Origin of the sequence: Paracoccus simplex (genome assembly GCF_042648325.1) — a bacterium.
In the GTDB taxonomy this organism is placed as follows: domain Bacteria; phylum Pseudomonadota; class Alphaproteobacteria; order Rhodobacterales; family Rhodobacteraceae; genus Paracoccus; species Paracoccus simplex.
Map to the genome: position 1 here is coordinate 54,754 of NZ_JBHRXE010000016.1, position 25,905 is coordinate 80,658.

26 protein-coding genes and 1 tRNA gene are annotated in these 25,905 nt (G+C 68.0%); 18 read left to right on the forward strand and 9 right to left on the reverse strand.

Translation table 11 applies throughout. The annotated features are described in order from the left end of the window. Positions 1-508: 508 nt before the first annotated feature. Positions 509-706, reverse strand: coding sequence for a hypothetical protein (locus ACFOMP_RS07110; protein ID WP_379028946.1), 198 nt, complete (start codon positions 704-706; stop codon positions 509-511). A gap of 166 nt (positions 707-872) precedes the next feature. Here ACFOMP_RS07110 and ACFOMP_RS07115 point away from each other — a divergent pair, with 166 nt between their 5' ends. Both ACFOMP_RS07115 and ptsP read left to right on the forward strand, forming a co-directional pair. Beyond that, complete coding sequence (locus ACFOMP_RS07115; protein WP_289894116.1) at positions 873-2,129, forward strand: aspartate kinase; 1,257 nt, start codon at positions 873-875, stop codon at positions 2,127-2,129. Positions 2,130-2,160: 31 nt separating this feature from the next. Beyond that, positions 2,161-4,404, forward strand: coding sequence for a phosphoenolpyruvate--protein phosphotransferase (ptsP, locus tag ACFOMP_RS07120; RefSeq protein ID WP_289894115.1), 2,244 nt, complete (start codon positions 2,161-2,163; stop codon positions 4,402-4,404). 126 nt (positions 4,405-4,530) lie between these two features. On the opposite strand, the gene ACFOMP_RS07125 is transcribed toward ptsP, so the two are convergent. Continuing rightward, positions 4,531-4,607: transfer RNA gene (locus ACFOMP_RS07125), tRNA-Arg, on the reverse strand. 93 nt (positions 4,608-4,700) lie between these two features. Continuing rightward, complete coding sequence (locus tag ACFOMP_RS07130) at positions 4,701-6,131, reverse strand: sensor histidine kinase (protein WP_289894114.1); 1,431 nt, start codon at positions 6,129-6,131, stop codon at positions 4,701-4,703. Positions 6,132-6,380: 249 nt separating this feature from the next. On the opposite strand from ACFOMP_RS07130, the gene rpmH reads away from it, so the two are divergent. From rpmH to ACFOMP_RS07180, 10 genes are all read left to right on the forward strand, one after another. Beyond that, the gene (gene rpmH, locus ACFOMP_RS07135; protein WP_017998233.1) at positions 6,381-6,518 is read left to right on the forward strand and encodes a 50S ribosomal protein L34; all 138 of its coding nucleotides are present in this window, start codon (positions 6,381-6,383) and stop codon (positions 6,516-6,518) included. A gap of 32 nt (positions 6,519-6,550) precedes the next feature. After that, positions 6,551-6,991: a ribonuclease P protein component gene (gene rnpA / locus ACFOMP_RS07140; protein WP_379028951.1), complete on the forward strand. Its 441-nt coding sequence runs from the start codon at positions 6,551-6,553 to the stop codon at positions 6,989-6,991. Beyond that, positions 6,988-7,227, forward strand: a complete 240-nt coding sequence (gene yidD, locus ACFOMP_RS07145) for a membrane protein insertion efficiency factor YidD (protein ID WP_289894112.1) — start codon at positions 6,988-6,990, stop codon at positions 7,225-7,227. Before rnpA ends, yidD begins: the two co-directional genes overlap by 4 nt. 54 nt (positions 7,228-7,281) lie before the next feature. Further along, the gene (ttcA, locus tag ACFOMP_RS07150) at positions 7,282-8,181 is read left to right on the forward strand and encodes a tRNA 2-thiocytidine(32) synthetase TtcA (RefSeq protein WP_289894815.1); all 900 of its coding nucleotides are present in this window, start codon (positions 7,282-7,284) and stop codon (positions 8,179-8,181) included. A gap of 58 nt (positions 8,182-8,239) precedes the next feature. Continuing rightward, positions 8,240-9,520 carry an EAL domain-containing protein gene (locus ACFOMP_RS07155; RefSeq protein WP_379028954.1) on the forward strand — a complete coding sequence of 427 codons (1,281 nt, stop codon included), beginning with the start codon at positions 8,240-8,242 and terminating at the stop codon, positions 9,518-9,520. A 234-nt stretch (positions 9,521-9,754) separates the two neighbouring features. Then, complete coding sequence (gene yidC, locus ACFOMP_RS07160; protein WP_379028957.1) at positions 9,755-11,698, forward strand: membrane protein insertase YidC; 1,944 nt, start codon at positions 9,755-9,757, stop codon at positions 11,696-11,698. Then, positions 11,695-12,453 carry an MOSC domain-containing protein gene (locus ACFOMP_RS07165; protein ID WP_379028960.1) on the forward strand — a complete coding sequence of 253 codons (759 nt, stop codon included), beginning with the start codon at positions 11,695-11,697 and terminating at the stop codon, positions 12,451-12,453. The genes yidC and ACFOMP_RS07165 overlap by 4 nt, the downstream gene beginning before the upstream one ends. After that, positions 12,450-13,100, forward strand: coding sequence for a ribosome biogenesis GTP-binding protein YihA/YsxC (gene yihA / locus ACFOMP_RS07170; protein ID WP_379028963.1), 651 nt, complete (start codon positions 12,450-12,452; stop codon positions 13,098-13,100). The genes ACFOMP_RS07165 and yihA overlap by 4 nt, the downstream gene beginning before the upstream one ends. Before the next feature lie 92 nt (positions 13,101-13,192). Then, positions 13,193-14,092, forward strand: a complete 900-nt coding sequence (gene argB / locus ACFOMP_RS07175) for an acetylglutamate kinase (protein ID WP_289894814.1) — start codon at positions 13,193-13,195, stop codon at positions 14,090-14,092. A 108-nt stretch (positions 14,093-14,200) separates the two neighbouring features. Further along, positions 14,201-14,719, forward strand: coding sequence for a SixA phosphatase family protein (locus ACFOMP_RS07180; protein ID WP_289894107.1), 519 nt, complete (start codon positions 14,201-14,203; stop codon positions 14,717-14,719). A gap of 13 nt (positions 14,720-14,732) precedes the next feature. Here ACFOMP_RS07180 and ACFOMP_RS07185 read toward each other — a convergent pair whose 3' ends face one another. Together ACFOMP_RS07185 and ACFOMP_RS07190 are read right to left on the reverse strand one after the other, a co-directional pair. Further along, the gene (locus ACFOMP_RS07185; RefSeq protein ID WP_379029038.1) at positions 14,733-15,704 is read right to left on the reverse strand and encodes a 1-phosphofructokinase family hexose kinase; all 972 of its coding nucleotides are present in this window, start codon (positions 15,702-15,704) and stop codon (positions 14,733-14,735) included. After that, a complete protein-coding gene (locus tag ACFOMP_RS07190; RefSeq protein ID WP_289894106.1) occupies positions 15,704-16,111 on the reverse strand; it encodes a metallopeptidase family protein in 408 nt (135 codons plus the stop codon). Before ACFOMP_RS07190 ends, ACFOMP_RS07185 begins: the two co-directional genes overlap by 1 nt. A 77-nt stretch (positions 16,112-16,188) precedes the next feature. On the opposite strand from ACFOMP_RS07190, the gene gltX reads away from it, so the two are divergent. Both gltX and tig read left to right on the forward strand, forming a co-directional pair. After that, entirely contained in the window at positions 16,189-17,514 is a 1,326-nt protein-coding gene (gene gltX, locus ACFOMP_RS07195; RefSeq protein WP_289894105.1) for a glutamate--tRNA ligase, read from the forward strand. 762 nt (positions 17,515-18,276) lie between these two features. Then, on the forward strand, positions 18,277-19,611 hold the full coding sequence (tig, locus tag ACFOMP_RS07200) for a trigger factor (RefSeq protein ID WP_289894104.1): 1,335 nt from the start codon (positions 18,277-18,279) through the stop codon (positions 19,609-19,611). A 145-nt stretch (positions 19,612-19,756) separates the two neighbouring features. Here tig and ACFOMP_RS07205 read toward each other — a convergent pair whose 3' ends face one another. The 4 genes from ACFOMP_RS07205 to rpsF all read right to left on the reverse strand — a co-directional run bounded on the left by ACFOMP_RS07205 (position 19,757) and on the right by rpsF (position 22,001). Beyond that, positions 19,757-20,566: a hypothetical protein gene (locus tag ACFOMP_RS07205; protein ID WP_379028968.1), complete on the reverse strand. Its 810-nt coding sequence runs from the start codon at positions 20,564-20,566 to the stop codon at positions 19,757-19,759. A gap of 166 nt (positions 20,567-20,732) precedes the next feature. After that, positions 20,733-21,317, reverse strand: coding sequence for a 50S ribosomal protein L9 (rplI, locus tag ACFOMP_RS07210; RefSeq protein ID WP_289894102.1), 585 nt, complete (start codon positions 21,315-21,317; stop codon positions 20,733-20,735). 12 nt (positions 21,318-21,329) lie between these two features. Then, a complete protein-coding gene (gene rpsR, locus ACFOMP_RS07215) occupies positions 21,330-21,557 on the reverse strand; it encodes a 30S ribosomal protein S18 (protein WP_011747229.1) in 228 nt (75 codons plus the stop codon). 18 nt (positions 21,558-21,575) lie between these two features. After that, a complete protein-coding gene (gene rpsF, locus ACFOMP_RS07220) occupies positions 21,576-22,001 on the reverse strand; it encodes a 30S ribosomal protein S6 (protein WP_289894101.1) in 426 nt (141 codons plus the stop codon). Positions 22,002-22,289: 288 nt separating this feature from the next. On the opposite strand from rpsF, the gene ACFOMP_RS07225 reads away from it, so the two are divergent. From ACFOMP_RS07225 to ACFOMP_RS07240, 4 genes are all read left to right on the forward strand, one after another. Beyond that, positions 22,290-22,871 (forward strand): YceI family protein, encoded by a 582-nt coding sequence (locus tag ACFOMP_RS07225; RefSeq protein ID WP_379028973.1) that lies wholly within the window; start codon positions 22,290-22,292, stop codon positions 22,869-22,871. Between the two features lie 196 nt (positions 22,872-23,067). Continuing rightward, positions 23,068-24,123, forward strand: a complete 1,056-nt coding sequence (gene prfA / locus ACFOMP_RS07230; protein WP_289894099.1) for a peptide chain release factor 1 — start codon at positions 23,068-23,070, stop codon at positions 24,121-24,123. 4 nt (positions 24,124-24,127) lie between these two features. Further along, complete coding sequence (gene prmC, locus ACFOMP_RS07235) at positions 24,128-24,967, forward strand: peptide chain release factor N(5)-glutamine methyltransferase (RefSeq protein WP_379028976.1); 840 nt, start codon at positions 24,128-24,130, stop codon at positions 24,965-24,967. A gap of 247 nt (positions 24,968-25,214) precedes the next feature. Next, on the forward strand, positions 25,215-25,905 hold a 691-nt coding region (locus ACFOMP_RS07240), incomplete at its 3' end, for a DUF4167 domain-containing protein (protein WP_379029041.1).

The following is a 25,905-nucleotide window of genomic DNA, read 5'->3' on the forward strand; positions in this document are numbered from 1 at the left end:
CTATTGAAGTCGCGTAGTCGAAAGTCTAGGGAGTTTGCAGTTTATCGCAGGCCAGCCAGTCAATCGGCATGGTTTTGGGTACCGTAGGCCGGAGGTTCGAATCCTCTCGCCCCGACCATTCCTCTTTTCGGCGACGGCCAGTCAACCGCTTTCGGGCCGGTGGACCATCCGCCTGACCAAAAAGCCAGCGTGACTTTGTTGCATCAGAAGCGGTTCATGTTCCAAGGGGCCGCCGCCTGTTTCAAAGGCGTCACCTTTTTCTGTTGGAAGGCATTTGAAGAGTAAACGAGGTTCCCATGAACGCTTGGTGGAGCACGTCAGTCCGCATCAACAGGATTCTTGGAGGACAGCAGTCCGAGCCCCTCTGTTCGCGGGTCTATCGGCAGCCGCCGTCTTTGTGGCGGACGGCTTTCATGGCCCTGATGGATCGGGCATTCGCGGAAAACGCGCATTGCGAGAACATCCACAGCCGCTGGCGGGATCTGTCCGGCACCTGAGCCGGTCGGGGTCATGTCTGCGCAGCCAGCGCCTTCTCCAGCGCCTCCAGCGCCGCGATGGTGGCGGCGTAGCTGCTTGCGGCCCTGGGGAAGCGCTCGCACCGGTCGCGATAGAAGTGCAGCCATTTCGGCAGCTCCTCCAGCGGATAGGTGGCGGACCAGATGTTGCCGGTCAGGGTGAAGGTGGATTCGTCATGGGTGGCTTTCATGGCCGCCTTTTGCGGCCCCGCCGCCCCGTCATCAAGACCGGTCGCGGTCCGGGCCGGGGCGCGCGGCAAAAAATGCGCCGGACAGGGGCGGAAATACCCGCCGCCCCTTGTTCTTTCCCCGGCCCGCCCATAGAACCCGCCCCGGAAACTGCTGGGGGGCAAGGGAATGCCGCTTCTGGTGATGAAATTCGGCGGCACCTCGGTGGCCGACCTGGACCGCATCAAGAATGCCGCACTGAAGGTTCAACGCGAGGTCGAGCGCGGCTATGACGTGATCGTCATCGTCAGCGCCATGTCGGGCAAGACCAACGAACTGGTCGGCTGGGTCGAGGCGACCTCGCCGCTGTTCGATGCCCGCGAATACGACGCCGTGGTCGCCTCGGGCGAGAATGTCACCGCCGGGCTGATGGCGCTGACCCTGCAGGAGCAGGGCGTGCCCGCGCGCAGCTGGCAGGGCTGGCAGGTGCCGATCAACACCACCGCGCAGCATTCCTCGGCGCGGTTCGTGTCGATCCCCTGCGACAACATCAATCAGAAATTCGCCGAGGGCATGCGGGTGGCCGTGGTCGCGGGCTTCCAGGGGCTGGCCTCGGACAACCGCATCACCACGCTGGGCCGCGGCGGCTCGGACACCACCGCCGTCGCCTTCGCCGCCGCCTTCGGTGCCGAGCGTTGCGACATCTATACCGATGTGGACGGGGTCTACACCACCGATCCGCGCATCACCTCGAAGGCGCGCAAGCTTGACAGGATCGCCTTCGAGGAAATGCTGGAACTGGCCAGCCTGGGCGCCAAGGTGCTGCAGACCCGCTCGGTCGAGCTGGCGATGCGTTACAAGGTCCGCCTGCGGGTGCTCAGCTCGTTCGAGGATACGGATGAGACCAGCGGCACTCTGGTCTGCGATGAGGATGAAATCATGGAATCGAAAGTCGTCAGCGGCGTCGCCTATTCCCGTGAAGAGGCCAAGATCACCCTGGTCACCGTCGAGGACCGGCCCGGCATCTCGGCGGCGATCTTCGCCCCCTTGGCCGATGCCGGCGTCAACGTGGACATGATCGTCCAGAACATCTCGGAAAAGGATTACGAGGATCACCCGGGCGCGGTGACCGACATGACCTTTTCCTGCCCGGTGAACCAGGTCGCCCGCGCCAAGAAGGCGATGGAGGAGGCCAGGGCCGCCGGCACCATCGCCTATGACGAGCTGGTCGTGGATACCGAGGTCGCCAAGGTCTCGGTGGTGGGCATCGGCATGCGCAGCCATGCCGGCGTCGCCGCGCGCATGTTCAAGGCGCTGGCCGATGAAAACATCAACATCAAGGTGATCTCCACCAGCGAGATCAAGATTTCGGTGCTGATCGACCGCAAATATATGGAACTGGCGGTGCAGGCGCTGCATGATGCCTTCGAACTGGAACGGGCCTGAGCCCGGCCCGACAGGCTGAAGCGGGAGGATTATGCCCGAACGCAAGGACAGTGACTCGCGCAAGCTGCTGCTGCGGCTGCGCGAAACCTTGGCCGCCCCCGGGGGCGGCCAGCATCGTCTCGATCAGATCACCCATCACATCGCTGATTCGATGGGAACGCAGGTTTGCTCGATCTATCTTTTCCGCGATCCCGACACATTGGAACTTTGCGCCACCGAAGGGCTGAAGCCCGAATCGGTGCACCAGACCCGGCTGCGGCTGGGCGAGGGGCTGGTGGGCCGCGTCGCCCGCACCGGCCGACATGTGAACACCGCCAACGCCCCGGCCGAGCCCGGCTTCCGCTACATGCCCGAGACCGGCGAGGAGATCTTTTCCAGCTTTCTCGGCGTGCCGATCCAGCGTGTCGGCGAAAGGCTGGGGGTGCTGGTGGTGCAGTCCCGCGACGCCCGCCAGTTTTCCGAGGACGAGGTCTATGGCCTCGAGGTCGTCGCCATGGTGCTGGCCGAGATGGCCGAGCTGGGCGCCTTCCTTGGTTCGCAAGCCGACAGCCTGCCCCTGCAGCACCGCTTCCCGGTGATGTTCCGCGGCAGCACCGGGCAGGAGGGCTGCGCCGAGGGCCGTGTCTGGCTGCACGAGCCGCGCGTGGTGGTGACCAATCCGGTCGCCGACGATCCGCTGAAAGAGAAGGCGCGCCTGGTCGAAGCCGTGGCCATGCTGCGCACCACGGTCGATTCCCTGCTGGCCGCCACCGACATGGGGTCGGGCGATTCGGCCGAGGTGATGGAGACCTATCGCATGTTCGCCCATTCCCGCAGTTGGCTGCGGCGGATGGAGGAGGCGATCGAGCTGGGCCTTTCGGCCGAGGCTGCGGTCGAGAAAGAACAGAGCCAGGCCCGCGCCCGGCTGGAAAGCGCCGCCGACCCCTATCTGCGCGACCGTCTGCACGATCTCGACGACCTGTCGAACCGGCTGCTGCGCATCCTGACCGGGCAGGGCCGCGACACCGGCGCCGAAATGCCCGAGGATCCGATCCTGGTCGCCCGCAATATCGGCCCGGCCGAGCTGCTGGATTACGGCCGCAGGCTGCGCGGCGTGGTGCTGGAAGAGGGCTCGGTCGGCAGCCATGCCGCCATCGTCGCCCGGGCGCTGGCGATCCCGCTGGTCATCCATACCGAGCGCATCACCTCCGAGGCGCTGAACGGCGACCAGATCCTGGTGGACGGCGACATGGGCACCGTGCATCTGCGCCCCGAGGAATCGATCACCAAGGCCTTTCGCGACAAGGTGGCCATGCAGGCCGAGGCGCAGAAGCGCTATGCCGGCCTGCGCGACCTGCCGGCGACCGCGACCTGCGGCACCACGATCCAGCTTTACATGAATGCGGGCCTGATGGCCGACCTGCCCAGCCTTGAAAGCTCGGGCGCCGAGGGCGTCGGCCTGTTCCGCACCGAGCTGCAGTTCCTGACCCGCACCCGCGTCCCGCGCCGGGGCGAGCTGGCGGCGCTTTACGCGCATGTGCTGGACAATGCCCATGGCAAGCCGGTGATGTTCCGCACCCTGGACATCGGCTCGGACAAGGTGCTGCCCTATATGAAACCGCAGGACGAGCCGAACCCGGCGATGGGCTGGCGGGCGATCCGGGTGGGTCTCGACAAGCGCGGCGTGCTGCGGATGCAGTTGCAGGCGCTGATTCGCGCCGCGGTGGGCCGGCCGCTGCACGTGATGTTCCCCTTCATCACCGAGATGCACGAGTTCGAGGAGGCGCATAAGCTGCTGATGGAGCAGCTGGCGCGCGAGCAGCGGCTGGGCCATGCCATGCCCTCGGACATCCGGGTCGGCGCCATGCTGGAAACCCCCTCGCTGGCCTTCGCGCCGAAGAAGTTCTTCGAGATGTGCGATTTCATCTCGGTGGGCGGCAATGATCTGAAGCAGTTCTTCTTTGCCGCCGACCGCGAGAACGAGCGGGTGCGCCGGCGCTACGACACGCTGAACACCTCGTTCATCACCCTGCTGGACCAGATCGTGCAGCGCTGCGACGAGGCGCGGGTGCCGGTGTCGTTCTGCGGCGAGGATGCCGGCCGGCCGATCGAGGCGGTGACCTTCGCCGCGCTGGGTTTCCGGCGGCTGTCGATGCGCCCGGCCTCGATCGGGCCGGTCAAGCACCTGATCCGGCGCGTGAACCTGGCCGAGCTGCGGCGGGTGATCGACGATGCCCGCGATCTGGGCGAGACCAACCTGCGCCGCTGCATCACGGAATGGCTGGCGCGCCAGTGACGGCGGCCTGGTAACGGACCGAAAGGCCGCCTGCATGGCGGCCTTTTTCATGGGACACAGGCCCCCGGCCGCGAGCCGGAGCGTCACAAAGCCGGGCGACGCTTCACAGTTTTTTGGGGGATTACATGGCGGACCCGGAGCGATTCGAACGCCCGACCCCCAGATTCGTAGTCTGGTGCTCTATCCAGCTGAGCTACGGGTCCGCTGTGAGGCGGTTATCTAGAGACAGTGCCGGGGGGGTGCAAGACCCAAAATCACCATTTCGGAAATCTTTTTCCGGCACCGCCCCCTGCGCCTCATTCCACCGCGGATTCCGGGCGCGGCGCGACCATGGCAAGCTGGCGCGGCAGGTGCAGGATGAACTGCGTGCCCTCCTCGTCGCTGCGCAGAAGCTCCAGACGGCCGCCATGGTTGCGCACCAGATCCGCCGCGATGGCAAGGCCCAGCCCGGTGCCGCCCTTGCGCGAGCCGCCCGAGAAGGGCTGGAACAGGAAGTCGCGCGCCTTCTTCGGCAGGCCGGGGCCGGTGTCGCCGATGCGGATCCACCATTCCGTCTCGTCCTCGCCGGCGCCGATCTCGATGGTGCCGGGTTGCCGCGTGGCCTCGATGGCCTGCCGGGCGTTGCGCACCAGGTTCGACAGCACCCGGAACAACTGGTCGCGGTCCGCGCGGATGGTCAGACTGGGCGGGATGTCGGTCAGGAACTCGATCGGCTCGGCCCCGTCCAGCCGGTCTGCGGCCATGGCCTCGCCCTCGGTCACCTCGGCCACCAGCGCCGAGAGGTTGAAGCGCGACAGCGACGGCGCCGGTTCCTCGGCCTTGCCGAAGGCCAGCGTCGTTTCGCACAGGTTCACGGCCCGGCTGATCGAATTCACCAGCTTGGGCGCGGCCCGGCGCACCGCGGGGTCGGCGCTGGTCTCCAGCCGGTCGGCGAAGATCTGCGCCGTGGTCAGGATGTTGCGCAGGTCGTGGCTGATGCGCGCCACGGCCTGGCCCAGTTGCGCCAGCCGGTCCTTCTGCTTCAGCGCCGAGGTCACGGTGCGCTGCATGGCGGCCAGCGCCGTCTCGGCCTCGTTCAATTCGGTCAGCCGCGCGGTCGGCGTGATGATCGAGCGCGCATCCTCGGGCGCGCCGGCATAGGCGGTCATGTGGTTGATGACCCGGCGGATCGGCACCAGCAGCAGCCTTTGCGCCGCCACGTTCAGCAGGATCGCGGTCAGGATCGAGAAGGCGGCCGAGATCAGCAACAACCGCAGCCCATAGTCGATCATCTCGGTGCGCAGGCCCTGGGTGTCGGTGGTGATCTCGATCAGCTGGCCGGCCTGGTTCACCGGGGCGCCGATCACCCGGATCACCTGGTTGTGCGGATCCAGAAGCTGCACCATGGCATCGCGGATCGAGGTCCAGAACGGCTGCTCGCGCAGGTCGTAGGTGGCCGAGATCGGCCCCGGGATCGGCGAAGACAGCACCAGTTGCCGCACGTCATTGCGCCGCAGCACCACGTTGAAGACGCCGGCATTCTCCAGCAGCTCGGATTCCAGGTCCGAGGCCAGCGATTCGTCGGTCGCCAGCAGCGCAAGGCTGGCGATCTGCGCGCGCTCGAGCCGCGATTCCAGGAAATCCAGCCGATAGTTTGCGATCGACGGCAACAGGATCAACACTTCCGCCAAGAGCACGAAAATGCCCGTCAGCAGCGCGAATCGGCCGGAAAGGGTATTCAGGGACATGGTCGGTTCTGCAATTCCCCTTGTCTCGGCGCCGTTGCTTCACATAATGGCTGGGGCCGCGCAGTTCAAACATGCGTGACATTGCCTAGGTTCCCTGCCTGCTGCCCGTCGGCGGCAACTCTGCCGAAATCCACCTATTGCGGTTGACTTGGCCGGCGCGGGCGACTATCCAGCGGGCCTCGAATGACCGGCGCGTCTTGCGTGGGCTGGTGGCCCATACCCTGACACGCCCCGACCCGGAGTTGAAAGATGTCGAAACGCACCTACCAGCCGTCGAACCTGGTTCGCGCCCGCCGCCACGGCTTCCGCGCGCGCATGGCGACCAAGGGCGGCCGCCGCGTGCTCAACGCCCGCCGCGCCAAGGGCCGCAAGTCCCTCAGCGCGTAAGCCTTCGCGCCTCAGGGCGTGGGCTTTCCGTGATGGGCAGCACCCCCGAAGCAGCCGCCGCTGACCGGTCCGTCGCTGAGCCGACGCCGGACAGGGCGGCTTCTGCCGTTTCGGCGGCCGAGACGCGGACTGGGCTGGAGACCCTGCGCAAGCGGGCGGATTTCCTGCGTGCGGCCTCGGCCCGCCGGCAGGGCATGCCCGGTTTTCTGCTGCAGGCCCGCCGGCGTCCCGAGGACGAGGCGGGGCAGGCGATCCGGGTCGGCTTCACCTGCTCGAAGAAGATCGGCAACGCGGTGATGCGCAACCGCGCCAAGCGTCGGCTGCGGGCCTTGGCGCGCGAGGTCATGCCGGCCGCGGCGCGGCCCGGCTGGGATTACGTGTTGGTCGGCCGGCCGGACTCCACGGTCAGCCGTGACTTCGCCGAATTGCGCGCCGACCTTGCCGCCGCACTGGCGCGGGTGCATGGCAAATGAGCCCGCTCGCGCATCTGCTGGCGCTGCCGGTGCGCGGCTACCGGCTGGTTGCCAGCCCCTGGGTCGGGCATGGCTGCCGCTTCCAGCCCACCTGCTCGGCCTATGCGCTCGAGGCGCTGGAGCGGCATGGCGCGGTGCGGGGCGGCTGGCTGGCGGCGCGGCGCATCTGCCGCTGCCATCCCTGGGGCGGACATGGCCACGATCCGGTGCCGGGTTCGGAACAGCCGCAGGACTGACGCCGCGGCGCTTTTCATGCTAATCAGGGCGCGCAAGCCCGACGAGGACGAATGATGCGGGACGATATCGCCAGCGAGACCGAGAATTTCGACACGGCCGAGGAAATCCACCCGCTGTTTCGCGGCGCCCCGTCCTCGACCGAATTCCGCAAGCTGCGCAAGCGCCTGGTGCGCGAGACCCGCGCCGCGATCGAGACCTATGACATGATCCGCCCCGGCGACCGCTGGCTGGTCTGCCTGTCGGGCGGCAAGGACAGCTACACGCTGCTCGCCGTGCTGCACGAGCTGAAATGGCGCGGGCTCTTGCCGGTCGAGCTGCTGGCCTGCAACCTCGACCAGGGCCAGCCCGGCTTTCCCGCGACCGTGTTGCCGGAATTCCTGACCGACCGGCAGGTGGCGCATCGCATCGAATATCAGGACACCTATTCCATCGTGAAGGAGAAGGTGCCCGAGGGGCGGACCTATTGCAGCCTGTGCTCGCGCCTGCGCCGCGGCAACCTCTATCGCATCGCCCGCGAGGAGGGCTGCCAGGCCGTGGTGCTGGGCCATCACCGCGACGATATCCTGGAAACCTTCTTCATGAACCTGTTCCATGGCGGCAGGCTGGCCTCGATGCCGCCCAAGCTCCTGAACGAAGAGGGGGATCTGAACCTGCTGCGTCCGCTGGCCTTCGTGGCCGAAGCCGATTGCGAGCGGTTCGCCCGCGCCATGAACTATCCGGTCATCCCCTGCGACCTCTGCGGCAGTCAGGAGGGGCTGCAGCGGATGCAGGTCAAGAAGCTGCTGGACGAATGGGAAACGCGCGCGCCCGGCCGGCGTCAGGTCATGTTCCGGGCGCTGATGAACGTGCGCCCCTCGCATCTGCCGGACCCGAAGCTGTTCGACTTCACGGCGCTGATGCCGGATGCGTCGGATTTTAGCGAAAAACCCGTGCCGATCCTGCGCGAACATTAACCGAACGAAAAGCGTCGCGGGCTAGTCTGCAAGCCGGACAACAGATTCGGATCTGGGCATGGCTTACGGAATCACCGCCGCGGCGGCGCGGCTGACACGGCTGGTCAAGAGGACGGGCGCCGGGCAGGACAGGGCCCGGCTGGCGCTGGTGCTGCGGATCGAGAATGTCGAGACCCTGCGCCTGGGCCTTGGCCCGGCGCTGCTGGAACAGATGCTCGACCTGCTGGCGCGCCGCCTGGTCGCCGAGTTGCGGCTGCTGCCGCAATCCCGCGCCCCCGGCTCGCCCGAGATCCTGGGCCTTTTCGCCATTGGCCGGCGGCAGGCGGTTCCCGGATTGCTTGCGCGCCTGCAGACCATCTGCCGCGCCGGGGTCGAACTGCCGGAGCTGCGGATCTGCCCGGTGCTGAACGGGGTCATCGTCAGCGACGAAAGCGGCACCCGGCCGCCGGATGCGCTTTACGCGCAGGGCCGGGCGGCGCTGCAGGGTTGCAGCCCGCTCTCGGTCGCGGGGCAGTTGCGGTTCGTCGAGCTTGGCGCCGAGGATGGCGGGACAGACTCCGCGCCCTTCGCGCTGGAGCGCGTCGCCCTGCTGTTCCAGCCGCAGATCTGCTGCGATACCGGTCAGGTGCTGGCGCTGCGGGCGGTGCCGCGGCTGCGTATCGACGATCGCGACGGCCGTGATCTGGAGGAGGTCGAGCCGCGCCTCGACGACGAAAGCCTGGGCCGGATCGCCGCGCATGTGCTGCGCCTGGCGCTGAGCGCCTTCAAGGGCTGGGACCGGATGGGCGCGCGCGTGCCGCTGCTGTCGCTGCCGCTGTCGGACCGGATGCTGGCCGACCCGGTGCTGGCCGACTCGATCCTGTGGGAACTGGACCGCCAGGATCTCTCGCCCGACCGGCTGGAGATCGAGATCTGCGAGCCCGTCGGCGGCCGCGGCGGGCGGATGCCGGTGTCGGCGAGCCTGCAGAGCCTTGCCGCGGCGGGTTGCGCCATTGCGCTGGGGGATTTCGGCACCGGCAGCGCCGGCTTGGCCGACCTGCGCCGCTTCGGCATCGGCCGGGTCCGCATCGGCCGCGACTTCATCGCGGGTTGCGACCGGCGGGCCGACCAGCAGCGCATGATTCTGGCCATCCTGGCGCTGGCCGAACACCTGCGGCTGAAGACCCTGGCCGACGGCGTCGCCACGCCAGAGGAGAACGCCTTTCTGGCGCAGATCGGCTTCGACGCGGTGCAGGGGCCGGCCGTCCTGCCGCCGCTGGAGCCCGGCGCGGTCGACGATTTCCTGCTGGAGCATGGCCATTCCCTGCCGGCGCCCTTCGATCTGCGGCGCAGGGTCTGACCCGCGCCATGCCGCCTGGTGATCGGTTTGGGCCATGCGGCCGAAATGGCCTGCTTCCCTTGGCCTCGACGCCGCTCTGCCGGTGCCGCGACCGTGGCGCGTCCGCCGGCGCGCGGCCGGGCGCTGCACAGTCCGCTCGGCGGTTTTCGGGCAAATTCCCTTGACCTTTGCCGGTCGCTTCTGTTGAAGCGGCCCGAACCCTCAGGCTGGGTGACGACGAAGGGCTGGTCCGGAATGCAAGACAACAACCGCAACCTTATCCTGGCGATGGTGCTTTCGGCCCTCGTCATGCTCGTCTGGTCGATCTTCTTCGCCCCCGAGCCGGCGCCGCCCGCGCAGGATGGGGCGCAGACCACGACGCAAGGGACCGGGCAGGGCACCACGGGGCAAGGCGCCGCGCCCGGCACGGGCAGTCCGGCGGCGCCTGGCGCCGCGCCGCAGGGCGCCGCCCCGGCTCTGGCGGCCGATGCGGCGACCAGTGCCGATCCCTCGGCCAAGGCCGGCCGGGTGAAGATCGAGTCGCCCTCGCTTGCCGGCACCATCTCGCTGGCGGGGGGGCGGATCGACGATCTGGAACTGACCGGCTATCACGAGACGCTGGACCCCGGTTCGCCCTTCGTGCGGCTGCTTTCGCCCACCGCCAAGCCCGAGCTACAGGCCCAGGGCAGCCCGGTCGCGCCGGGCGGCGACACCCAGCTTGCGGTGCAGAAACCCTATTACGCCGTCTATGGTTGGATGCCCGCCGCCGGCACCGATCCGGCGCTGGTCCCCGGCCCGGCCACGCTGTGGGCCATCGAATCCGGCTCGACCCTCGCGCCCGGCCAGCCGGTCACGCTGCGCTGGGACAACGGCGCGGGGCAGATCTTCCGCCGCATCTACGAGCTTGACGACAAGTTCCTGTTCACCGTGACGCAATCGGTCGAGAACACCGGCTCGGCGCCGTTCTCGGCCGCGCCCTACGGCATCCTCGCCCGCCACGGCAAGCCCGATACCCAGAACTTCTTCGTGCTGCACGAAGGCATCGTCGGCATGACCGACGGCAAGCTTCTGGAGGAGAAATACAAGAACCTGCCCGATCTCGCCGCGCTGCCGGGCGAGGGGCCGGCGCAACTGATCGAGGTCCAGGAAAACGGCTGGATCGGCTTTACCGACAAGTACTGGATGACGACGCTGGCCCCCGCGCCGGGCAATCCCTTCACGGCGGTGGTGAAATACGCCCCCGGCGCCGACATCTACCAGGCCGAGACGCGCATGCCGGTGCAGACCGTCGCCCCCGGCGCCACCGGCACCAGCGCCAGCCACCTGTTCGCCGGCGCCAAGGTTTGGGAGGTCATCAACGGCTATCAGGAAAATCCCGGCATCGACCGTTTCGTCGATTCCATCGACTGGGGCTGGTTCTACTTCCTGACCAAGCCGATCTTCCGCCTGCTGCACTGGCTGCACGGCATGATCGGCAACATGGGCTGGGCGATCATCGCGTTGACCTTCGTGCTGAAGCTGCTGGTCTTCCCGCTGGCGCGCAAATCCTACATCTCGATGGCCAAGATGAAGGAATTGCAGCCGGAAATGGAGGCGATCAAGGGCCGCATCGGCGACGACCGGATGAAATACCAGAAAGAGGTGATGGAGCTCTACAAGCGCGAGAAGGTGAACCCCGCCGCGGGCTGTTTGCCGGTGCTGCTGCAGATCCCGATCTTCTTCTCGCTCTACAAGGTGATCTTCGTCACCATCGAGCTGCGGCATGCGCCCTGGATCGGCTGGATCCGCGACCTTTCGGCGCCGGACCCGTCCAGCCTGTGGAACCTGTTCGGCCTGCTGCCCTGGGCGACGCCGGGACAGGGCAGCTTCCTGCACAGCTTCACCCTGCCGATCCTCGCCATCCTGCTGGGCATCTCGATGTGGATGCAGCAGAAGCTGAACCCGGCCCCGGCCGATCCGGCGCAGAAGATGATCTTCGCCTGGATGCCCTGGATCTTCATGTTCATGCTGGGCGGCTTCGCCTCGGGCCTGGTGCTGTACTGGATCACCAACAACACCATCACAATCCTGCAGCAATACACGATCATGTCGATGCATGGCCACCGCCCCGACCTGTTCGGCAACATCCGCTCCAGCCTGCCGGCACGATCCAAGGCGGCCGGTGACAAGGGCAAGCCCGGGGACAAGGGCGGCAAATGACCGGCCGCATCGCCCGGATCCGCCGGCACCCGATCAAGGCGATCGGCGGCGAGGACCTGCGCCGCACCCGCCTGGCCGCGGCGCGGCGGCTGCCGGGCGACCGGCTCTGGGCGCTGCTGACCGAGGGCGGCGAGCGTCACGCCGGCGACGTGCCGCAGCGTTGGCTGCCCAAGTCCTGCTTCCTGCGCGGCGCCGCATCGGCCGGGCTGCAGGCGGTGCAGGGCGGCTGGGGCGAGGGTGCGGAGGACGGGCGGATCCGCCTGACCCATCCCGACCTGGCCGATCTGGACTTCGACCCCGAGACCGAGGGCGCGCGGCTGGTGGACTGGGTCCGCCCGCTCTGGTCCGAGGGCAAGCCTGGCCCCACCCGTCTGGTGCGGGGGCCGACCGGTTGGACCGATGTGAATCAGCCCTGGATCTCCATCCTGTCGCTGTCGAGCCTGGCCGACCTGGAATCGCGGCTGGGGATGGCTCTGGGCGTCGAACGCTGGCGTGGCAATCTGTGGCTGGACGGCTGGGCCCCCTATGCCGAACGCGATCTGATCGGCCATGTCCTGACCGTGGGCGAGGTCGAGCTGCGGGTGACCGAGACCATCGGCCGCTGCCCGGCGACCAGCGCCGACCCCGCGACCGGCCGCATCGACATCGCCATGCCCGAGGCGCTGGAGGCGCAATTCGGCCATCGCGACTTCGGCATCTATGCCGAGGTGGTGACCGGCGGCGAGATCGCGCTGGGGGACGAGGTGCGGGCATGAAGGTCGCCTTTCCCGTCGCCCCCGAGCCCGATGCCGAGGTGGCCGAGGCGGCGCGCAAACTGTTCGCCGGGCCGGTCGATTTCCTCAAGGGCGTGGTCGCCATGGACGGGCTGCCGCCCGCCGACCGGCCCGAGATCTGCTTCGCCGGCCGCTCGAACGTCGGCAAGTCCAGCCTGATCAACGCGCTGACCGGCCGGAACGGGCTGGCGCGGGCTTCGAACACGCCGGGCCGCACGCAGGAGATCAACTATTTCACCCTGGGCGACCAAGCCTATCTGGTGGACCTGCCCGGCTATGGCTTTGCCAAGGCCCCGGTGGCGGTGGTGGCGAAATGGCAGGCGCTGCTGAAGAACTACCTGGCCGGCCGGCCGACGCTGCGCCGGGCCTTTGCGCTGATCGATTCGCGCCATGGCGTGAAGGATGTCGATCACGAGATCATGAAGCTGCTCGACCGTTCGGCCGTGCCCTTCCAGGTGGTGCTGACCAAGGCCGACAAGATCGGCGTCCAGGCGATGGAGGCCACCGTCGCGCAGGTGCAGGAGGCGCTGCAGAAGCATCCCGCCGCCTACCCCGAGCTTGTGGTCACAAGCTCGGACAAGGGGCAGGGCATCGCCACGCTGCGCGCCATCATCGCCGGTCTCGACTGAATCGAATCTTGACCGGGCCGCTCTGGACTGATCGGCACCGGCGTCCTAGGGTCGGGCGCGACGAACAGGGGCCTTCGATGAGAAAGCAGAAGATGAACCGTGACTGGATCGCCACCGCCCGCACTCTGTCCGAGGCCCTGCCTTACATGCAGCGCTATTCCGGCGCCGTGGTGGTGGTGAAGTTCGGCGGCAATGCTATGGGCGACGACGAGGCCATGGCGGAATTCGCCCGCGACATCGTGCTGATGAAACAGGTCGGCATCCACCCGGTCGTGGTCCATGGCGGCGGCCCGATGATCAACGACCTGCTGGGCAAGCTGGGCATCGAAAGCCGTTTCGTGCGCGGCAAGCGCGTCACCACCCGCGAGACCGTCGAGGTGGTCGAAATGGTGCTGTCCGGCCTGGTCAACAAACGCATCGTGCAGGCGATCAACGATGCCGGCGGCCGCGCGGTCGGCATTTCCGGCAAGGACGACGACCTGATAGTCTGCGAGCCGGACGACCCCGAACTGGGCTTCGTCGGCCGCCCGGTCGAGATGAACGTCCAGATCATCCGCGACCTCTACAATGCCGGGCTGATCCCGGTCATCGCCCCGGTGGCGACGGGGATGGAGGATAACGAGACCTTCAACGTCAACGGCGACACCGCCGCCGGCGCCATTGCCGGGGCGCTCAAGGCCGACCGGCTGCTGCTGCTGACCGATGTCTCGGGGGTCAAGGACGCCTCGGGCGAGGTGGTGACCGCGATGCATCCCGACCAGGTGCGGGCGATGATCGCCGACGGCACCATCGCCGGCGGCATGATCCCCAAGACCGAGACCGCGCTGAAGGCGCTGGAGGAGGGCGTGCGCGCCGTGGTGATCCTGGACGGGCGGGTGGCGAATGCCTGCCTGCTGGAGCTGTTCACCGAACATGGCGCCGGTTCGCTGATCCGCTCGACCGAGCCGCGGGTCAAGCCGCGCGGCTTGCGCCAGGGCGATAGCGGGCTGTAGAATCGGGGCGGCCGGCCCGGCGAAAAGAGTGGTTGCCCGCGCGGCGGAAGCTGTGGCAGGCTCGGTCCCGTTGCCCAACCTTAACCGTATGGCCGAAAAGGCAATTCGATGACCCCTCCCGGACACTGCCGTCTGATCCTGACCCGCCATGCGAAATCGTCCTGGGACGATCCGGCGCAACCGGATCACGACCGGCCGCTGAACGCTCGCGGCCGCCGCTCGGCCCGCGAGCTGGGTGACTGGCTGGCCAGCCGCGGCTATGAACCCGAGGAAGTGCTGTGCTCGACCGCCGAGCGCACGCGCGAAACCTGGGCCGGCATCGCCATGGCGCCGCTGGAGGTGCGGCCGCAGATCCGTTACGAACCGGGCCTTTACCACGCCACGCCCGAGAAGATGCTGGAGATCCTGCGCAGCGCCTCGGCCCCGACGGTGATGATGATCGGCCACAATCCCGGCATCGCCGAATTCGCCGCCATGCTGCCGGCGCGGGCGCCGCTGGACCCGGATTTCCGCCGCTATCCGACCGCGGCGACGCTGGTGGTCGATTTCCAGATCGACAACTGGTCCGAGCTGCGCCCCGCGCAGGGCAGCGTACTGGATTTCGTGCGCATGGATGGGCGCGGCTAGCCCCCCGGCCGTCTCAGCCCCGGGCGGCGGCGCGCATCTGCGTCACCACGCGGGCGGCGAACAGCCGCTCGACATCCTCGCCCCGGCACAGCTTGGTCGCTGGCGTCAGCACCGTGGCCGAGGCGGCGGCGGCGGCCAGCCCCAGCGCCTCGCCGACCGGCCAGCCGCGGGCATGGCCGAGCGTGAAGCCGGCCAGGAAACTGTCGCCGGCGCCGACCTTGCTGACCACCTGCACCCGCGCCGCCTCGGCATGCCAGATGCCCTGGTCGGTGGCGATGATGTTGCCGTCGCGGCCGCGCGCCACGATCACCCCATGCGCCGCGCCCGAGGCGACGAGGCTGGCCGCGAAGGCGGCGGTGTCGGCGCGATAGGGCAGGGGCCGGCCGGCCAGCCCCTCGGCCTCGTCGTCATCCATGCGCAGGATCTCGACCCGGCGGTCGGTGGCGGCGGCGATCTCGGCCAGCGCCGGCCCCGAGGTGTCCACGATCAGCCGTGCGCCGCTGCCGCGCAGCCGCTCGGCCAGCAGGGCGGCAAAGCGGGCCGGCACGCCCGGCGGGTTCGAGCCCGACAGCACCACCAGCGCGCCGGGTCCGGCGGCGCCGGCGGCGGCCTCCAGCGCGGCCGCGACATCGGCCCTGGACCATTCCGGGCCGGGCATGACAAAGCGGTATTGCTGGCGGATGGTGCGGTCGTCCACGGTCAGGGACTGCCGGGTCTCGCCCGGCGCCGGCAGGGTCATCAGCGGGACACCGGTTTCCGCCAGCAGTTCGGCGATGCGCTGGCCGGTGGCGCCGCCAAGCGCGACCAGCGCCGTGCTGTCGCCGCCCATGGCGCGGATCGCCCGGCTGACATTGATGCCGCCGCCGCCCGGGTCGACGCGCGGCGCCGCGCAGCGCAGCTTGATGTCGGGCACCACGCGCTCGGCGGCGGTGGTGACGTCAAGCGCGGGGTTCAGGGTGATGGTCAGGATCGGCGCCTGGTGCATCATTCCCACCAGCGGTCGATGGCGGCGATGTCGTCGTCGGACCAGCCGAAATGATGGGCGAATTCATGGACCACGACATGCGCGACCAGCTGGCCCAGGGTCACGTCGCCGCGCGAGGCCCATTCGTCCAGGATGGCGCGGCGGAACAGCCAGACCGTATCGGGGAAATGCTGCGGCTCGCTGGCGGATTTCTCGGTCATCGGCACGCCGTCGTAAAGCCCGGTCAGCTCCAGCGGGTCGTCGATCTCCAGCTCGTCCAGGAATTCCTCGCTGGCGAAATCCTCGATGCGCAGCACCACCTGCGCGGCGGGACCGGCGAATTCCGGCGGCAGCCCGGCGATGGCCTCGCGCGCCAGTTCCTCGATCATGGCCGCGTCGGGGGCCTCGGCGTCTTTCCAGTCAAGCATCGGCTCACCTCGTCTTTGGTCCCGATATGGACAAAAACCGCCGTTTGTGAAAGAGCGAAGCCGACAGGAGACCTCCCATGACCACCACCCGTTTCGCCCCATCGCCCACCGGCCATATCCATGTCGGCAACCTGCGCACGGCGCTGATGAACTATCTGATCGCGCGCAAGGCGGGCGGCACCTTCATCCTGCGCCTGGACGATACCGACCGCGAGCGGTCGAAGCAGGAATATGCCGACGGCATCCAGCGCGACCTGGAATGGCTGGGCCTGACCTGGGACCGGATCGAGCGGCAGTCGGACCGCCTGGACCGCTATGCCGAGGCGGCGCAGGGCCTGCGCGAGGCCGGGCGGCTCTACGAGGTGTTCGAAACCCCGACCGAGCTGGACCTGAAGCGCAAGAAGCAGCTCAACATGGGCAAGCCGCCGGTCTATGACCGCGCCGGGCTGAAGCTCTCGGCCGAGGACAAGGACAGGCTGCGCGCCGAGGGCCGCGACGGCTACTGGCGCTTCCTGCTGGATCAGGAGCGGATCGAGTGGACCGACGGCATCCTGGGCGACATTTCCATCGACGCGGCCAGCGTTTCCGACCCGGTGCTGATCCGCGCCGACGGGCAGGTGCTTTACACCTTCGCGAGCTCCGTCGATGACGCCGACATGGCGGTCACGCATATCGTGCGCGGCGCCGACCATGTGACCAATACCGCGACCCAGATCCAGATCATCCGCGCGCTGGGGTCCGAGCCGCCGGCCTTTGCCCATCACAGCCTGCTGACCGGGGCCCAGGGCGAGGAGCTGTCCAAGCGCCTGGGCGTGCTGGCGATCAAGGATCTGCGCGAAAACGGCGTGGCGCCCGAGGCGCTTCTGTCGCTGATGGCGCGGCTGGGCTCCTCGCAGCCGGTTGAGTTGAGGATGTCGCTGGACGAGCTGGCCGAGGGGTTCGAGCTGTCGCAATTCGGCGCCTCGCCGACCAAGTTCGACGCCGAGGATCTGTGGCCGCTGACGCGCGAGGCGAACCAGGCGCGCCCCTTTGCCGAGGTCAAGGACCGCATTGCCGCGCTTGGCGTGCCCGATGCGCTGGCCGAGCGGTTCTGGCGCGTCGCCTCGCAGAACATCACCAAGCTGGACGATCTGGCCGGCTGGTGGGAGATCTTCTCGGAAGGCGCCGAGCCGCAGGTCGATGCCGAGGACGCCGATTTCATCGCCGAGGCGATGAAGCTGCTGCCGCCGCCGCCCTATACCGAAACAAGCTGGGGCGAGTTCACCAATGCGGTGAAGGCGGCGACCGGCCGCAAGGGCAAGGGCCTGTTCATGCCGCTGCGCAAGGCCCTGACCGGCCAGCCGCACGGGCCGGACATGTCCGAGGTGATGCCGCTGCTGCAGGTGGTGCGCGCCCGGACCTGACGCCGCCGCTAGTTCACGCAAAAAGGCCGCCTTGGGCGGCCTTTTTCATTTCGGGATGCCGTGCAGCCAAGGGTCGGGCCCATTTGGCTGTTTTGTTGCGATCCAGCGATGGCGCGCTATCGCCAAGGGGGACTCCGGCGCCAATCTGGCGGCAGGAACAGTCGCCCCGGCGGGGAGGAATCCGGTGACGGACGGCGGATTCACAACCGGGCGGGCGCAGTACAGCGCGCCCGCCCGGTCAGGTTTGAACAGGTAACAAAGAACCGCTTACCAAGTTTAACAAACAACCACTTACGGAACACCGCCTGTATGCCCTGCCGGCGTGAGGAAGGGAATATGTCCATAAGTTAGGTATTGTTTGCTGACCTAATTTCGGCAGTGCGATGATTTCCCGGGCATCACGGCCGGCGGTTGCGCAAAACCGCCTGCGGCGGAGGTGTCGGTCCCCAGGGTCGGCCGTCGGCCGCCCCCTCAAAAAGCGCGATTGGTCCATGTTCGCCGTGGCGCGTTCCGCCGCCGAAGGCCGGGTGGGCGGCAGCGGAAAGCACGCTCATCCGCTGCCGCTTTCCGCCGGCGGTGCCGGCCGGCTTTCCGCCTGCCGGATCGCCCGCAACAGCGCCAAAACCCGCCTTCCTCCTTGCTATGGGCGGCGAAATCCCCTAGCTAGCGCGCTGAAACAGGCGGGGGCGCGGGGCAAGGGCTTCGTCGCCGGAATGGAGGGCTGGCCTTCCTGCCGCGGCATGGTTGGATGAAGGAAGACAAATGCAGGTCAAGGAAACCCAGAACGAAGGGCTGAAGCGGGGCTACGAGTTCACCCTGCCGGCGGCCGATCTGGCGACGCAGGTGGATGCGAAGCTGAAAGAGGCACAGCCCGAGGTCGAGATGAAGGGCTTCCGCAAGGGCAAGGTGCCGATGGCGCTGCTGAAGAAGCAGTTCGGCCAGCGCGTCATTGGCGACGCCATGCAGGAAGCCATCGACCAGGCGCTGCGCGCCCATCTGGAGAAATCCGGCGACCGTCCTGCCGTCCAGCCGAAGATCGAGATGGTCAATGGCGAAACCTGGAAAGAGGGCGACGATGTCGTCGTCACCGTCGCCTACGAGGCCCTGCCCGAGATCCCGGAAGCCGACCTGTCGGGCATCGAGCTTGAGCGGCTGGTCGTCTCGGCCAGCGACGAGCAGGTGAACGAGGCGCTGGAGAACCTGGCCAAGAACGCCCAGTCCTTCGATGACCGCAAGAAGGGCAGCAAGGCCAAGGACGGCGACCAGGTCGTGATCGACTTCAAGGGCATGGTCGATGGCGAGGCCTTCGAGGGCGGCACCGCCGAGGACTATCCGCTGGTGCTGGGCTCGGGCAGCTTCATCCCCGGCTTCGAGGAGCAGCTGGTCGGCGCGAAAGCCGGCGACGAGGTCAAGGTCGAGGTCAAGTTCCCCGAGGAATACGGCGCCCCGCATCTGGCCGGCAAGGATGCCGTCTTCGAGACCACGGTGAAGGCGGTCAAGGCCCCCAAACCGGCCGAGCTGGACGACGAGCTGGCGAAGAAATTCGGCGCCGAAAGCCTGGACGCGCTGAAGGGCCAGATCCGCGAGCGGTTGGAGGCCGAGTTCAAGGGCGCTTCGCGCCAGGTGCTGAAGCGCGCGCTGCTGGACAAGCTGGACGCGCTGGTCAAGTTCGACCTGCCCGAATCGCTGGTCGAGGCCGAGGCGCATCAGATCGCGCACCAGCTCTGGCACGAGGAGCACCCGGAGGAGCACGGCCATAACCATGGCGAGATCGAGCCCACCGAGGAGCACAAGTCGCTGGCCGAGCGCCGGGTCCGCCTGGGCCTGCTGCTGGCCGAGATCGGCCAGAAGGCCGAGATCACCGTGTCGGATCAGGAGATGACCCAGGCCGTGCTGCGCCAGGCCCGCCAGTTCCCGGGCCAGGAACGCGCCTTCTTCGAGTTCATCCAGCAGAATCCGCAGGCCCAGCAGCAGCTGCGCGCGCCGATCTTCGAAGACAAGGTCGTCGACCATATCGTCGAAGGCGCCAAGGTCGCCGACAAGGACGTGACCAAGGAAGAGCTGGAAAAGGCCATCGAGGCGCTGGACCAGGCCTGATCCGGTCCCGCCATCCATGCGAAAGGCCGGCCCCTCGGGGCCGGCCTTTTTCCATGCAGGGAGAGCGGGCTGCGGCGGCTGCAGGATCCGGAAAGCGGCGCTTCATCGCGCCGTGTCCCGCCGCGACAGCCAGCGCCTGCGAAGCTCAAAGCCGGTGGGTGCGCGGGTCGTGGTCGGCCGGGCCTTCGGGCTCCGGTCCCTCCATCGGGTCATGCAGCAGCGGGTCGTCGCGCAGATCGGGCATATGCGCGCCGTGCCGGTCATCCGGCTGCGGATGGCGCGGCCTTGGCGTATCGGCCTCCTCGCGGCCCTGTCGGCCGAAGATGCCCTGAGCCAGAGCGGCGGCATCGCCGAACTCCTGCATGATGGCCGTGGCCTGACCGGCGACCGAGCGGAACCCGGCCATGGCGGAACTGACCGAACGCATGACGCTTTCGACGCCCTGGGCCAGGCTGGCGGTATTCGCGTCGACCTCTTGCATCAGGCTCTGGCGCGGCTGCCGGCGGGGGCGGGGCCGGCCGCGCTCGGCCTCGGCACGGATGCGCGCGGCTTCGCGGGCCGCTTCGGCCTCGCGCTGAAGGGTGCGCCGGCGCATGGCCTCGCGCTCGGCCTGGTCCATCTCGGCGAAGCGCGGGGCGAGGCTGCCGCGTCGCCGGGGCGGCTCGTCTTCCGACAGCAGGTCGATGACCCGGCGGGCCGCGATCACCGTGCCGGCGGTCAGTGCCGCCGCGGCCAGGGTGGTGCCGCCCCAGGTCAGCCATTTCGCACCGCGCGACGGGTGCGGCCAGGGGCGGGTGCCATCGGGCGAGACATCGCCATGCGGCGGGATGCGCCGCGACTCGTGATGGGCGGCAGGGCGGCGATGGCCCTCGGGCACCGGGCGGGGGCCGAAGCGGGTTTCGCTGGTCACGTCGGCTTCGGTATGGTCTGCGGGCGGCTCGTCCTGGGAGCGCATGGCGGGAATTCCTTTCGCGATGGGGCGCTTGGCGACTAAACCCCGCAACCCGCACGAATGTTCCGGCCCCGGCGGGGCTTGTGCAAGCGCATTCTGCGCCGGCCAGCGGACATGAAAAAACGCGCCGGGTCGCGGCGCGTTTTTCCGGTTCGGTGGGAAGGCGCGATCAGTTCGCGGCTTCGTCCTCGTCGCGACCGGCCGAGCCGATTTCGTCGAACAGTTCGGCGATCTCGAAATCGGCGGCGGCATCGGCTTCGGCGGCCAGTTCCTGGATCGACTTGCCCGAGGCTTGCAGCTCGGCTTCCTCGGCCGAACGGGCGATGTTCAGCTTGATGGTCACGTCGACTTCCGGGTGCAGGTGCACGCGGACCTCGTGCAGACCCAGATCCTTGATCGGACCGGTCAGCACGACCTGGCGGCGCTCGATGGCGAAGCCTTCGGCATTGGCGACATCGGCGGCGTCACGCGGGGTGACCGAGCCGTAGAGCGCGCCGGCATCCGAGGCCGAGCGGATGATGACGAAGGTCTGGCCGTCCAGCTTCGCGGCCAGCTTCTCGGCCTCGCTGCGGCTTTCGTCGTTGCGGGCGGCGAGTTCCGCCTTGCGCTCATCAAAGGCCTTGATGTTGGCTTCCGAGGCACGCAGCGCCTTGCCCTGCGGCAGCAGATAGTTGCGCGCGAAGCCCTCTTTGACCTTCACGACTTCGCCCATCTGGCCCAGCTTGGCCACACGTTCCAGCAGGATGACTTGCATGATCGTCTCTCCTTACTTCACGGCATAGGGAAGCAGGGCGAGGAAGCGGGCGCGCTTGATGGCGCGCGCCAGTTCACGCTGCTTCTTGGCCGAGACGGCGGTGATGCGCGAGGGCACGATCTTGCCGCGTTCGCTGATGTAGCGCTGCAGCAGACGGGTGTCCTTGTAGTCGATGGCGGGGGCGTTGTCGCCCGAGAAGGGGCAGACTTTCCGGCGGCGGAAGAAGGGTTTGTTGGCCATGATCCTGGTTCCTTTCCCTTAGTTCCGGTCGTCGCGGTCGCGACGCTCGCGGCGTTCGCCGCGGTCGCCGTCACGGTCGCGGCGCTCGCCACGGTCACCACGATCGCCGCGCTCGCGCTCGTCGCGCTTCTGCATCTGGATCGAGGGGCCGTCCTTGTGCTCGTCGACGCGGACCGTCAGCACGCGCATGACGTCGTCATGCAGGCGGGCCAGGCGCTCCATCTCCTGCACGGCGGCCGAGGGCGCGTCCGAACGCAGGAAGGCGTAATGGCCCTTGCGGTTCTTGTTGATCTTGTAGGCGAGGGTGCGCACACCCCAATATTCGTTGTCGACCACCTTGCCGCCATTGTCGGCGAGAACGGTGGAGAAGTGTTCGATCAGCCCCTCGGCCTGCGTGTTCGACAGGTCCTGGCGGGCGATCAGCACATGCTCGTAAAGCGGCATGTCTGCACCTTTTTTCAGGGCGCACTTCAACGGCGGGACAACCCTTCCGCGCCCCGCCACGAGAGGCTGCGCCGGTTTCGCATTTGCGGAAGGATGCGGCCTTATAGCGATCATGCCGCCGGATGCAAGGCAAAACGCCCGCAAGGCCCGCATATTCGCCGGTGCGGCGACACTGTTTCCGCGCCGCGGCGAAACACGAAATTGTCAGGAAAATGCAAGGAAACCTTTGTTGATATTGGGGCATTTCCTGTGGGAACCGTTCATGAGAAATTTAATCAGGAGTCCAGCATGAAAGCCGTCTTCACCTCTTTCGCCGCGGTTGCCGTCCTTGGCGCCGGGGCCGCCATGGCCGCGCCGGTGCAGTATGATTTCGACCCGGCGCATAGCCAGGTGGTGTTTGACTACGATCACATGGGGTTCTCGACCAGCACCGGCATCATCAACGGCGTGACCGGCAAGCTGATGCTGGACGCCGAGAACCCGGCCAATTCCAGCGTCGAGGCGACCATCCCGCTTTCCGGCCTGCGCACCCCCTCGCCTGAGCTGGACAAGCACCTGTTCGGGGCGGATTTCTTCAACACCGATGCGGCCGGCGCGGTGGCGACCTTCAAATCCACCAAGGTCGAGCTTGATGGCGACAAGGAGGCCAAGGTCACCGGCGATCTGACGCTGAACGGCGTGACCAAGCCGGTGGTGCTGGATGTGGACCTGAATCAGGTCGCCGCCCATCCGATGGTCGGCAAGGAGGCCGCCGGTTTCGACGCCGAGGCCGAGATCAAGCGCAGCGAGTTCAACCTGGGCAAGTTCGCCCCGGCGGTCGAGGACGAGGTGGAGATCAAGATCACCGTCGAGGCCGTGAAGGCCGAATGAGCCGCCCGAGGGCGACATGAGGAAAGGGGCCGCACGGCCCCTTTTTTCTTTTTCTCCAGCCTGTTGGAGACTCTTCCTGCAGCGAAGCCCAAGCGCCGCGCGCCGGCCCTGTGATGCCTCTGCAGGGCGCGGCGTGCCTTGATCTGGGTCGCGGTTCCGCCTTGCCGGCCGCGGATGCAGCGGCTAATCCCCTGTCATGCTGCCGCAGGACCGCCTTTCCCAGATCGTCGAGCGTTTCGAATATCTCGAGGCGCTGCTCAATGCCGGCCCGGCGCCCGACGAGATCGCCGGCATCAGCCGCGAATATGCCGAGCTGAAGCCGGTGGTGGCGCAGATCGCCGAATGGCGCGCGGCTCTGGGCGGCATTGCCGAGGCCCAGGCCATGCTGGCCGATCCCGAGATGCGCGAGCTGGCCACCGACGAACTGGGCCGGCTGCGCGACCTGCTGCCCGGGCTGGAGCATGCGCTGCGCATCGCGCTTCTGCCGCGCGACGCCGCCGATGCCCGGCCGGCGATCCTGGAGATTCGTCCCGGCACCGGCGGCGAGGAGGCGGCGCTTTTCGCCGGCGACCTGCTGGCGATGTATCGCCGCTTCGCCGAATCGCAGGGCTGGCAGTTCCAACTGCTCGAACTGGCCGAATCTGACCTGGGCGGCGTGCGCGAGGCGGTGGCGCGGATCGCGGGCGAGGGGGTCTTCGCCAAGCTGAAATACGAATCCGGCGTGCATCGCGTCCAGCGCGTGCCGGAAACGGAATCGGGCGGCCGCATCCACACCAGCGCGGCGACCGTCGCCGTGCTGCCCGAGGCCGAGGCGGTCGATATCGACATTCCTGCCGGCGACATCCGCATCGACACCATGCGCGCCAGTGGCGCCGGTGGCCAGCACGTCAACACCACCGATTCGGCGGTGCGCATCACCCACCTGCCGACCGGCATCGTGGTGACCAGCAGCGAAAAATCCCAGCACCAGAACCGCGCCAATGCCATGGCGGTGCTGCGGGCGCGGCTTTACGACATGGAGCGGTCGCGCGCCGATGCCGAACGTGCCGCCGACCGCAAGTCGCAGGTCGGCTCGGGCGACCGCTCCGAACGCATCCGCACCTATAATTTCCCGCAGGGCCGGATGACCGATCACCGCATCGGGCTGACGCTTTATTCGCTGGACCGGATCATGCAGGGCGAGATCGGCGAGATCGTCGATGCGCTGACCGCCCATGACCAGGCGGCGCGGCTGGCCGCGCAGGGAAGCTGATCCCATGGCCGCCGCGCCTTCCGGTGCCGAGGCCCTGCGCCGGGGCGCCGCGCTGCTGGCCGATGCCGGGGTGCCCGGCGCCGCCGAGGATGCGCGGCTGCTGCTGGCCCATGCTCTGGACCTGCCGCGCCACCACCTGGCCGCCGCGCTGGCCGCACCCTTGCCGCCCGAGGCGCTGCGTCGTTTCGACGCAGCCCTTGCGGCCCGCGCCGCGCGTCAGCCAGTCAGCCAGATCCTGGGGCGCCGCGCCTTCTGGAAGCATGAATTCCGCGTGACCCGCGACACGCTCGACCCGCGCCCCGAGACGGAAGCCCTGGTCGAGGCGGCGCTGGCCGAGCCCTTCGCCTCGGTGCTGGATCTGGGGACCGGCACGGGCGCCATCCTGATCTCGCTTCTGGCCGAACGGCCGGGCGCGCGCGGCGTGGCGACCGACATCTCGGCCGCGGCGCTGCAGGTGGCGCGGGACAATGCCGGGAGGATAGGGGTTGCCGCGGATTTCATCGAATCCGACTGGTTCGCGCGGGTCGAGGGGGAATATGATCTGATCGTCTCGAACCCGCCCTATATTGCGCTGGCCGAGATGGATCACCTGTCGCCCGAGGTTCGCGAATGGGAACCGCGCGGCGCCCTGACCGACGAGGCGGACGGGCTTTCCGCCTATCGGGCCATTGCCGCCGGCGCGCCCTTGTATCTGCGGCCCGGCGGCCGGCTGCTGGTCGAGATCGGCTCGACGCAGGGCCGGCAGGTGGCGGCGCTGATGCAGGCCGCGGGACTGGTGCAGCCGCGAATCCTGCCCGATCTGGACGGTCGCGACCGGGTGGTCGCCGCCCGCAAGCCCACCTGAGCCGGCAATGATCCGCGTGTTTTGCGGCATTCGACGAAATTTTCGCTTGTAAGCGGCGCGGCGGCGTGTTTATTCGCAACTGTGACGGGGGCGCTGCCCACGCACGGGTCAGCTATACTCAGATAACCCAGAAATTCCCTGGTAAAGCGGGAAACGGCCCTGCAGCCGCAACCCGGTCTGGCACCCGCCTTCGAGATGACCCCAACCTCAGCCGGCCGAAGCCGGACGAAAACTGACAAACAAGCTGATGAGATCATCCAAATCCCGTTCGCGTAACAAGTCGAACCGACAGCGTTCGCTGGGCAATATCGTCAACCGCGTCTTCGATTCCTCGGGCCCCGAGGGCAAGGTGCGCGGCACGCCCCAGCAGATCATCGAGAAATACCTGACGCTCGCCCGCGACGCCCAGCTTTCCAATGACCGGGTCGCCGAGCAGAGCTTCCTTCAGCATGCCGAGCATTACACCCGCCTGCTGGGCGAGGCGCAGCGCGAACAGGCGGAGCGTCAGAACCAGCAGCACCAGAGCCGCGACGACGATTTCCAGGACGGCAACGGCCAGACCGAGAACGGCCACGGCCAGAACGGCCAGCGCTATGAGCACCGCCAGGACCGGCCGGACCGCCAGGAGCGGCACGAACGCCGCGATGAGCGCCGCGACGACCGGCGGGAGGACCGCCGCGAAGAGCGTCAGACGTCCCGCCCCGCCGGCCCGGCGGAATCGGGCCTGCCGCCGGTGATCGCCTCGGACGAGGAAGCTGCCGGTCCGGTCGAGACCCCCGAGGCCGCTGCGGCCGTCGAGGCGCCCCAGACCGCCGAACCCGCTGCGGCGGAAACGCCGGCCGAACCGGCCGCCCCGGCCCGGAAACCGGCGGCCGAGAAGCGCGCCGCTGAAAAGCCTGCCGCCGCTGCTGAGGAACCCGCGGCCGAGACCGGCGAGG